Genomic DNA, 4,213 nt, shown 5'->3' with positions numbered 1-4,213 from the left:
TTAAACATAATGTTTGGTGTATGTTCAATATAGCCTTTACGCGCTGACGCATCATAACCTACCGATAACGTTGCAGCAGGGGTAATGTGGTAATTCATTTCAATTCCCAATTCACCGCTGACACGACCATGTTGTGCACCTTGAGTTGTGAACTTAATATCTGGTGCCCCTGCAAATGCTGCACGTACAGAAGCTGGTTCACCAACAAGGTCATAACCTACACTAACACGAGTATTAACAGAAAGTTTATCAGCAAGATGTGCTTTCATATCAACACCAACTTGACTAACTAATGATTGGTTAGTACCTGCATCAACATTTAGATTTAACACACCTGCACCACGTTCTGTGTAATGGTTATTACGCACTACTTGATAATCTAAACGGATAAATGGTTTGATCACAGCTTGTTCAGATGAGAACGCATTAAAGTTCACTCCCACACCAGCATAACCAATCTTATTACCATAGTTACCTTGTGCAGTACGGTTCGCAAACTTAATGTTACGTTCCGTACCTACATCACTGTAACCAATACCTGCTCTAAAGTCTAAATCAGCAATAGAGCTAATTGGTGTATTACCATAAATACCTGCTTGGATGGTATCTGCACGTAAACGCTGATCTGAAACAGATTCACGGCTACGAACATGGTCATAAGCATATCCCATCATCACGCCTAAGCGAGTTTGTTGGTGACATTTCTCAACCCCAGCAGCAAAACCATAACTTTCGCTACGATATCCTGCTGCACCTTGGTATTGATCTTGGGTACCCCAACTACCGAAAGTTTTCGCCCAAATATGTTTATCACCTTGTTGAACGTTATCTTCACAACGGTCATAAATTTTCGCAAGATTTGCTAAATGTCTGCTGGTATCAGCAACAACTTGGCTACTTGCACCCGCTAAGGTTGGCAATGATTCTAGTACGGCATTTGCTGCTTGTTTGTCATCACGAATGGTATAGAACAAACGTGAGAGTTCATTTGCTGGGTTTGCTTTAAAGATAGTATCCAATGCACGCCCCGCATCTGCAGCACGACCAAAACCTAATTTATTTGAAATACTTTCAAGGCTGTGATCACCACCAACAGAATAAGGGGTTAAACCCACCGCTTTATGATCATCGGTAATATAAGGAACAAAATTAAAAAGATGGCTATTGTCATCATAACTTGCAAAATCCCCAATAATTTGACCATTCGGTGTTGAAATCACATTAGCAAAGTTACCATTCTCTAAGTCTTCCTCATGGCTACCTGCGATATCCGTAAAGAGATGACCATTATTAAGGTTAGCATCACCATTAACTTGAATTTTTGCATAACCTGCAGGTGTTGCTGCTACTGATAAGGTACCCCCACCGTTTAGGTTGAGATTACCTAGCTCAGTACCGTTCTTGTCTACTGCTAAAGTCGCTGGTGAATTTACATTCACTGTTGCGTTACCTAACTTACCACCCTCAGAAATTTGCAATGTGCCATCATTCACATTGACTGCTCCAGTAAATGGGTTGTTGGCTTTCACATCGAAGGTACCACTACCCTCTTTGTTGAATGTACCATTACCACTAATTGGCGCAGAAACAGGTTGGGTTACTGTACCTGATGCCACATTAAGGTTTAACGTACCATCCAAGTTAATCGCATCTTTACCACCCGGTGCACTGTTAAATCCATCAAAGAGTTTAGCACCATCTGTTGGATTAAGATTTAATGTCGCATCGTTGGCAACATTAACCGTTGATGTCTCATTATCAGCTGTATCAGGACTTACAATATTAGGCGTCGTTAATGTTGCATTTGGATTCACATTGAGCGTACCACCATTCATTGAAATAGGATTGGTTGCAGCCAATTTACCCGCAGGTGTACCAGAAGCATCACCCACATTCAAGGTACCATCTTTAGCAATGTTCACATCGGCAGCTGCTGCTTCACCATTCACATTCACAGTCGCTGGCTTATCGTCACTATCACCGACATTCAATGTATTGGCGTTAAGTTTAGAACCATTATCGACAGTCAATACACCATCATTAGCATTTACGGTACCAAGTGTGTTAGTTGGTGCAGTTAACACTAAACCACCATTACCTTCTTTATTTAAGGTACCTGTACCCGTAATGCCTGCGGTATTCGCTTGAGTTGCGGTATTACCATCTGCTACATCTACATTTAACTTACCATCGACATTGATAGCATCACCTTTAGAGGTATCTAAACCAGCAAATAAAGGTTGATCACCAGTTGGTTTAAGGTTAAGCGTACCTGTGCTACCCACATTGATCTTCGCATCATCCGCACTGCTGTCTTGCGCTGGATCAGAGGTGATGTTTTTCGCATTCAAGGTACCATCAACATTGACACTACCTGAATCGACAACAAAGTCATTTTCACCATGCTCACCAGAATTTAAGATACCGCCTTGGTTAATGGCAATAATACCACCCGCTACCTTCGCACTGGTTGTTGCAGTCACTGTAGCACCATTATTTACCGCAATATTACCGTCTTTATTTGCCACTAAATCGGTCGCTTTCACTGTACCATCTGCATTAAGTGATGCGGTACTTGGATCACCATTACCATCACCCACGGTGAGTTTACCTGCATCTAAAGTACCATCAGTACCAACGTTTACTGTACCTGCTTTGATATTGGTTTCCGGTGTTGTGATTGTGCCGTCATCTAAGGCTACGGTACCACCATCTACATTCAACGCAGTATCTGCGGTTAATTCGCCTGTATTGGTTAAATTACCGTCTTTATTCACATTAATAATGTCAGATGCCACAGTTCCTGCATTGGTCAACGCTGCTGTGCCTGCACCATCTGTACCATCACCTACATTGAGAGTATCACTGTCTAAGGTACCGTTAGCACCTACAGAAACCGTACCATCATTGATATTAGTAGTGCCAACATCTGTGGTACCGTCATTCACATTTACCTTACCGTCATTGTCTACAGTTAAAGTATTCGCATTGGTGGTGCCAGTAGAGTTCAATGTACCACCTTCTACAGCGATGTTAGTTTCGGTATCACCCAATGTGCCGTTGTTGTCTAATTGACCATCTGATTTTACTGTCACATTATCCGCATTCACGGTACCCTCATTGGTCAACGCTGCTGTGCCTGCACCATCTGTACCATCACCTACATTGAGAGTATCACTGTCTAAGGTACCGTTAGCACCTACAGAAACCGTACCATCATTGATATTAGTAGTGCCAACATCTGTGGTACCGCCATTCACATTTACTGTACCGTCATTGTCTACGGCTAAGCTTGCTGCATTGGTGGTGCCGGTGGAGTTCAATGTACCGCCGTCCACAGTAATCGCGGTGTCTGCATCACCCAATGTGCCATTGTTGTCTAACTGACCATCTGATTTTACTGTCACATTATCCGCATTCACGGTACCCGCATTGGTTAAGGTTGCTGTACCACTACTATCGCTACCGTCACCCACGTTTAAGGTATCACTGTCTAAAGTTGCTCCAGCGGCAACGGTTACAGCACCATCTTTGATATTGGTGGTCGTAATATCGGCTGTACCCGCATTAACTTTCACCGCACCGTCATTATTAACGTTTAACGTCGTCGCTGTGGTTGTGCCACCATTCACATTCACCTTACCGCCATTATCTGCAGTTAAGGTTGTTGCATTGGTTGTACCAGAAGAATTCAATGTACCACCATCAACATTAACAGTAGGAATGGCTGAAGTCTCTGTTCCCAATTTACCGGTTGTACCCACATCAACTGTGCCATCATTTTTGACGGTTACACTTGTTGCTTCAACTTCACCATTCACCACTAAGCCAGCGGAATCAGATGCTGCTGTACCATCTCCATTACCGACTTTGATTTCACCGCCACTTAATTTAGCACCGTCACTTACTGTAACAGTACCATCTTGAATATCGGTTGTAGTGGCTGTCGTAGTACCACCCGTAACATTAACTTCACCTGAACGAACAGCACCACCCTCTTTAACGCCTTGATTAACTGTCAACGTACCTGCAGTTGTTGTACCTGACGATGCTAAGGTACCGCCATTTACAGTAATCGATCCTGAACCACCACCGACATTCAATGTACCTTCATTGGTTGTTTTACCATCAGTGTTGATGACAACGCTGTTGATTGTTGAGGTTTGACCTACGTTAATTTGCAAATTCGCTGTGGCTTCGCCCTCAACATTAT

At 43.0% G+C, this 4,213-nt stretch carries 1 protein-coding gene; it reads right to left on the bottom strand.

All coding sequences use genetic code 11. The annotated features are described in order from the left end of the window. A partial coding sequence (locus PF272_RS03375) for an autotransporter domain-containing protein (protein WP_271141629.1) occupies nt 1-4,213 on the bottom strand: 4,213 nt, incomplete at both ends.

The organism is Gallibacterium faecale (assembly GCF_027920745.1).
GTDB lineage: Bacteria > Pseudomonadota > Gammaproteobacteria > Enterobacterales > Pasteurellaceae > Gallibacterium > Gallibacterium faecale.
The sequence above is the reverse complement of the archived record's forward strand: the minus strand, read 5'-3'. Positions and strand labels throughout refer to the sequence as shown.